Origin of the sequence: Paenibacillus sp. E194 (genome assembly GCF_000935845.1) — a bacterium.
GTDB classification, from domain to species: domain Bacteria; phylum Bacillota; class Bacilli; order Paenibacillales; family Paenibacillaceae; genus Paenibacillus_B; species Paenibacillus_B alvei_B.
Genome location: NZ_JMDX01000321.1, coordinates 1 through 5,463 on the forward strand (window position 1 = coordinate 1; position 5,463 = coordinate 5,463).

The following is a 5,463-nucleotide window of genomic DNA, read 5'->3' on the forward strand; positions in this document are numbered from 1 at the left end:
ATCATTGCGAGAATGGGGGTTAACTGGTACAATCTGTTTTCTCTTGCTCTACTTCCTCTTCCTTGCTCGTGGACTGCTTGTAGCCTTGCGTTGCAATGAACCGTTCGGTCTAATCCTTGGTACGGGGATTATATCTATGATAGGCATTCAACTTGTGATGAACATAGGTGCTGCCACTGGATTTCTGCCGATTACAGGTATCCCGCTTCCCTTGATCAGTTATGGAGGCTCCTCCCTGATTGTGTGTATGACTTCGGTTGGCATGCTGCTGAACATCTCTCGCTACACCTATGAGACTCAACAGGCTAGAAGTGAAAATATAAAGAGGAAAACGAGGTTTACTCATGAAAGAAAGATTGGAGCGCATTAACTATGTCATTTGCTGTTAACCAATATGGTATTGATCGGTCTCGTTCTAAGTAAAAGCAGCTGCCAGAAATCTGAAAGCGGCTATCACTTATCTGAATCGATTCAAGATAGCATGCCAATATGATATTGCGGCACACTGCTGTATTACCATGAAGAACGCAGAGACTTACCGGATAAGAACACGAACTTTAGAACATACCAAAAAACCCGCGACTCCGCGGGTATCTTTATGTATTCGACTTGCGGCATAACATGCTGCCGTGTATCCCCAAGTCCGTTTACATTTCTTTGTTCGAATCCTGACCAAGGGTCATACGATATTTCAGTTCCGTAATATTTTGCTCCATTTTACGAACGATTTCCTCAATGAATTTAACATCCACAGACGGCTCCGTGTTTACGATTTCTTCACGTTCACGATGCATCATTGAGATCTTATTTGCTCGTTCTTGCAGCTTCAATTCCTTGTATTTCTCCAACAGATCAGAGATTACCGCATAGAATTGGCTGTAATCCTTAATAATATCATCCAAGAATGCGTCTACTTCATCGGGATCATATCCACGGAATTTGATCTGAAAATCCTTCTGATGAATGGTGAATGCATCCAGCGTAATTCCTAACTGCTCAAACAATTCCTTCTGATGATCATATTGATCGTTCTTATTCTCTTCCATCTCTGTTCCTCCGTTCCATGCCAACCGGATCGCCTTCCTGTTCCAAGTTGCGATCGATTTTATCTAAAGAACACACTATCAGCACTAACCGAACATTTCAAGTGTTTCCTTGTAACCTGTAAGTAAATGGCAAGCAAAATCCTTCTTTGCCCGCGTCAAATCGGAAAATGCCCCAGTCTTGTATGATAAGACTGAGGCAAGGTGCCTACACGATTACACGGTATCGTTGTCCTTCGCTGCGGAACGGTTCGCTCCCGCTTGTTCGAAAGCTTCTGCACTAAACTCCACATTATTGGCCTGCTCAGGAACAGGAAGCTTATTCAGCTTCGTGGATTGAACCTCTGCTTTTGTTGCAACTTGATCATCATGAGATTGCTTGTTGTTCATTGCTGCCCCTCCTTTCCCTAACCTAGGATCGAAGGTTATTATGTGCATGAACATGCATTTCCATACCTATCCATCACATTGTTCGTAGTGGATTAGGAATTCACTACAGCAGCTTTCCCGTTCAAATAAGTTCGTTCTTGTAGTGAGATTTCGATAATACGATGAAGCAGCTCACCGTACGATATCCCCGCTGCTTGTGCACTTTTAGGCAATAAGCTGTTTTTCGTCAACCCAGGAAGCGTATTGACTTCAATCACGTACGGAGTTCCTTGATATAAAATCATATCAATACGAGCGTATACACTGCATTGCGCAGCTTCATATACGCCAAGAGCAGTCCGGCTAACCTGCTGCATCACTTGCTCCGGCAGCTCGATAACTACCTCGTCCGCACCACCATCTTCGTACTTGGAGGTATAATCGAAAAATTCCCCCTTCGGCTTAATCGATAGAATCGGCAGCATTGCTCCATCTAATATGGAGCATGTGATCTCTTCGCCTTGAATATATTGCTCAATCAGCACTTCCGAATCATATTGGAAGGCTTCCTCTAAGGCTGCGACAAGCGCATCACGATTATGCACCAACTGTACGCCGATGCTGGATCCGCCTGCGTTTGGCTTAATGACGAGCGGGAAACCTAGCTCTGCCTCAATCCGATCGATGTCATAGGCGGAATTCGATCGCAAAATAAGCCAATCCGCTGTTGCGAAGCCTTCAAATTTCACTAGCTTCTTCGTCAGCAGCTTATTCATACATAAACTGCTGGATAATATCCCGCCCCCGGTATACGGAATCCCAAGCGTACCAAGTGTTCCTTGAATGGTGCCGTCTTCACCGAACGCCCCATGCAACGCGAGGAGCGCGATATCAATCCCTGTAACCTTGTCAATCAGCTCTGCTTTGCTGTTCAATACAATAGGTACCGCTTCATACTTGCCAGTTAGATGTTTCATCATTTCCTGACCTGTCATAAGCGAGACGTCCCGTTCTGTAGATACGCCCCCCATAATGATACCAACCTTCATCTTTTATCCCCCCTGGATGATTTGCTTCATTACGTCCCCTATGATTCGAGTCCCACGCTCGATGTCTAGCTCCGATACGCGTGAAAATCCAATTCGGAATGTGTTGGCGCCTCCTCCATCTGTGTAGAATCGGCTTCCAGGTGTAAATAGAACGCCCTGTTCACGGCACTTCATAAGTACATCCTCAGCATTAACCGAAAGATCCATTTCAATAAATAAGTGGAGTCCACCATCGCCCCATAATCTGCGGAGTGGAATATGTTGTTCACAACACTGTACAGCCCATTCGTACTTGCGTTTATATACGGATTTGGCTTTTTTTAAATAAGATTCAAAATGCCCATTGTGTAAGTATTGATAGAGTACCGCTTGATCCAATGTTGAGGTATGGATCGTCCGAGCCCTCTTCATACTAACAAGATATGAAATAAGCTGCTCATCTGCAATTATCCAGCCGATTCTCATCCCTGGAAACAGAATTTTAGAGAAACTCCCAATATAGATAACATGATTAGCACCGCCAGCACAGGCAATAAGTGGTGCGACATGAGCACCTGAATAGCGCAGCTCCTCACTGAAGCCGTCTTCGATTACGGGTATGCCGTGCTTGGCAAATAAGCGTATTGCAGTCATCCGCTTGTTAGGAGACATCACCACTCCAGTAGGATTCTGATAGGATGGGATTAAGTATGCCAGATCATAGGAACGTTCCTCTAATGCATTCGTTACCTGTTCCATGTTCATCCCATCGTGCTCCATCGCAATTCCTTCGATCTCGAGCCCATGCATCTTGAACAATTTAATTGCACTATGATGGGTGGGATTCTCACAAATGACACGCCCATGACGCTTATCCATAGCAGATAGAACAATATCGAGTCCTTCCGTGAATCCGTTCGTAATGAGCATATCCTTGCCCTTCATATCAATGCCCTTAGATTCCATATATCGCTTCAACTCTTCAATTAGCGGCTGATATCCCTGAGCATACCCGTAATTCAGCATAATCTCGCCTTCGGCTGCAATACGGTCTACCAATGCCTGCTTTACATATTGAAGTGGAAATAATGATTCATCTGGCGCAATACTCATAAACGAGATCATTCCGCGCTCGCCGCGTACACCGTGTTTCATCACATCCATGCGCTCAGCAGTTTGCGCCTTCTCGCTCATCCTCTTGTTCCAGTCCATATTTGCTACAATTGTATCGGCTCGCTCAGCAGGTGAAGCATAGCTACCCTGCCCAGGGATTGAATAGATGAGCCCTTCATCAGCAAGTTCTTGATAAGCTGCAATAACGGTGTTGCGGCTTACACCCCATACATTGCCAAGCTCCCTTGTCGAGGGAAGCTTCTGATCAGCTGTAAGCCATCCACGACTAATGAGCAATCGCAAATAATCTCTAACTTGCAAATAAGCTGGTCTCCCCGGGATCAGCTTAAAATCTTGGAACATGTGCTCAACTCCCCTTTCTTATCTTGGCACAAACCCTTCCAATTGAGAAGAACCACATTCAGGTTATTTTACAACCGATGCGGTTCTTAGTCGATGTGAGAGTGGAATCTAGCACTCTGCTGTAGTAAACTAGTAATGCATCATCCAGATATGATTTGGACGAGCTCTAGGAAGCAACACGATTACTAATAACATTGACTACTACATTGGAGTGATTGCTTGTGACAACGTTACCATTGAATGAACGTGGAATCCCGGCAAGCCGCATCGTGCTTGGCTGCATGGGAATGGGCGGAAGCTGGGATAATGAGCCGTATACAGATGAACATGTGAAGCGTGCGGAAGCTGCTATTGAAGCGGCGCTTGAGATTGGCATCAACATGTTCGATCATGCGAATATTTACTCCCGCGGCAAAGCGGAGCAAGTATTTGGCGACGTGCTGAAAGCGCAACCAGGATTACGCGAGAAGATTATTATCCAATCCAAATGCGGCATTCGATTCGCAGATGGTGATATTCCGGGAAGATATGATTTCTCCAAATCTCACATCTTAGAGAGTGTCGACGGTATTCTTAGTCGTCTCGGTATTGAATACTTGGACATATTGCTGCTGCATCGTCCTGATCCTCTGATGGAACCGGAAGAAGTCGCTGAAGCATTCAACCAATTGAAGCAATCCGGCAAAGTGCGTCATTTCGGAGTATCCAATATGAGTGCAGGTCAGATTCGACTTCTGCAATCATGCTTCAATGAACCGTTCGTTGCAAATCAGTTGGAAATGAGCTTAGCCCGCTATGGCTGGCTGGATGCAGGCGTGCACGTGAATCAAGCAGCAGCCGCAGACGATACTTTCCCAGATGGAACACTCGAGTACTGCCGCATGAATGGCATTCAAATTCAATCTTGGGGACCGCTGGCGCAAGGCTTGTACTCAGGACGCAATCTTGACAATGAACCCGAATCGGTCCAAGCTACCGCGAGGCTTGTTCAGAAGCTAGCTTCCCAATACAACACAACTTGCGAAGCGATTGTACTTGCATGGCTAATGAGACATCCGGCACATATTCAGCCTGTAATTGGTACTGTTAATCCAGAGCGGATCCGCGCTTGTAAGGATGCAACTTCCATTACATTGACACGTGAAGAATGGTATTCACTCTATGTCAGCACGAGAGGCCGTATGCTGCCTTAATCATCGTTGACACAGCGATATAGATGACTGAAACAAGCGGCATCCATCCGGATGCTGCTTTTCTTCTGTTATATACGAACTTTAGCGATCGATATCGTAAATTCAGGATTATTAAATGCACATAATGGCCCGACGGACATATTGACAAATAAATATATTTATGGTATGATTTAATATTTGGATGTTGATATAAAATCCCTTCCGTGATAAAACATACTAAGCTAAGACGTAATGGCAAGCCTTACTCACGATGGAGGGATATACTATGATCGTTGCACCAGGAGTCATGATGTTAGAGTTGGAATCTGAAGGCTTCGGAGGACCAGTAGCAATTCATCCTACTCTAATATGGGA

General features: G+C 45.1%; 6 protein-coding genes. 2 read left to right on the forward strand and 4 right to left on the reverse strand.

Annotated features, from left to right (window positions below; genetic code table 11):
• Positions 1 to 370, forward strand: a 370-nt coding sequence (locus AZ66_RS26260) for an FtsW/RodA/SpoVE family cell cycle protein (protein WP_044357587.1), incomplete at its 5' end; no start/stop codon positions are given.
• A gap of 277 nt (positions 371 to 647) precedes the next feature.
• Here AZ66_RS26260 and AZ66_RS33450 read toward each other — a convergent pair.
• The 4 genes from AZ66_RS33450 to pdxR all read right to left on the reverse strand — a co-directional run bounded on the left by AZ66_RS33450 (position 648) and on the right by pdxR (position 3,916).
• A complete protein-coding gene (locus AZ66_RS33450) occupies positions 648 to 1,046 on the reverse strand; it encodes a DivIVA domain-containing protein (protein WP_044357591.1) in 399 nt (132 codons plus the stop codon).
• A gap of 213 nt (positions 1,047 to 1,259) precedes the next feature.
• On the reverse strand, positions 1,260 to 1,433 hold the full coding sequence (locus AZ66_RS32170; RefSeq protein ID WP_162833950.1) for a hypothetical protein: 174 nt from the start codon (positions 1,431 to 1,433) through the stop codon (positions 1,260 to 1,262).
• A 92-nt stretch (positions 1,434 to 1,525) separates the two neighbouring features.
• Entirely contained in the window at positions 1,526 to 2,461 is a 936-nt protein-coding gene (locus AZ66_RS26270; protein WP_044357588.1) for a D-alanine--D-alanine ligase, read from the reverse strand.
• A 3-nt stretch (positions 2,462 to 2,464) separates the two neighbouring features.
• Complete coding sequence (gene pdxR, locus AZ66_RS26275; RefSeq protein WP_044357589.1) at positions 2,465 to 3,916, reverse strand: MocR-like pyridoxine biosynthesis transcription factor PdxR; 1,452 nt, start codon at positions 3,914 to 3,916, stop codon at positions 2,465 to 2,467.
• Positions 3,917 to 4,137: 221 nt separating this feature from the next.
• Between pdxR and AZ66_RS26280 the strand changes: the two genes are divergently transcribed.
• On the forward strand, positions 4,138 to 5,109 hold the full coding sequence (locus tag AZ66_RS26280; RefSeq protein ID WP_044357590.1) for an aldo/keto reductase: 972 nt from the start codon (positions 4,138 to 4,140) through the stop codon (positions 5,107 to 5,109).
• Positions 5,110 to 5,463 lie beyond the last annotated feature (354 nt).

Bases quoted from the DNA above. Each gene is read 5' to 3' on its own strand.
- AZ66_RS33450 (WP_044357591.1), bottom strand. From the start codon at position 1,046: ATGGAAGAGAATAAGAACGATCAATATGATCATCAGAAGGAATTGTTT.
- AZ66_RS32170 (WP_162833950.1), bottom strand. From the start codon at position 1,433: ATGAACAACAAGCAATCTCATGATGATCAAGTTGCAACAAAAGCAGAG.
- AZ66_RS26270 (WP_044357588.1), bottom strand. From the start codon at position 2,461: ATGAAGGTTGGTATCATTATGGGGGGCGTATCTACAGAACGGGACGTC.
- pdxR (WP_044357589.1), bottom strand. From the start codon at position 3,916: ATGTTCCAAGATTTTAAGCTGATCCCGGGGAGACCAGCTTATTTGCAA.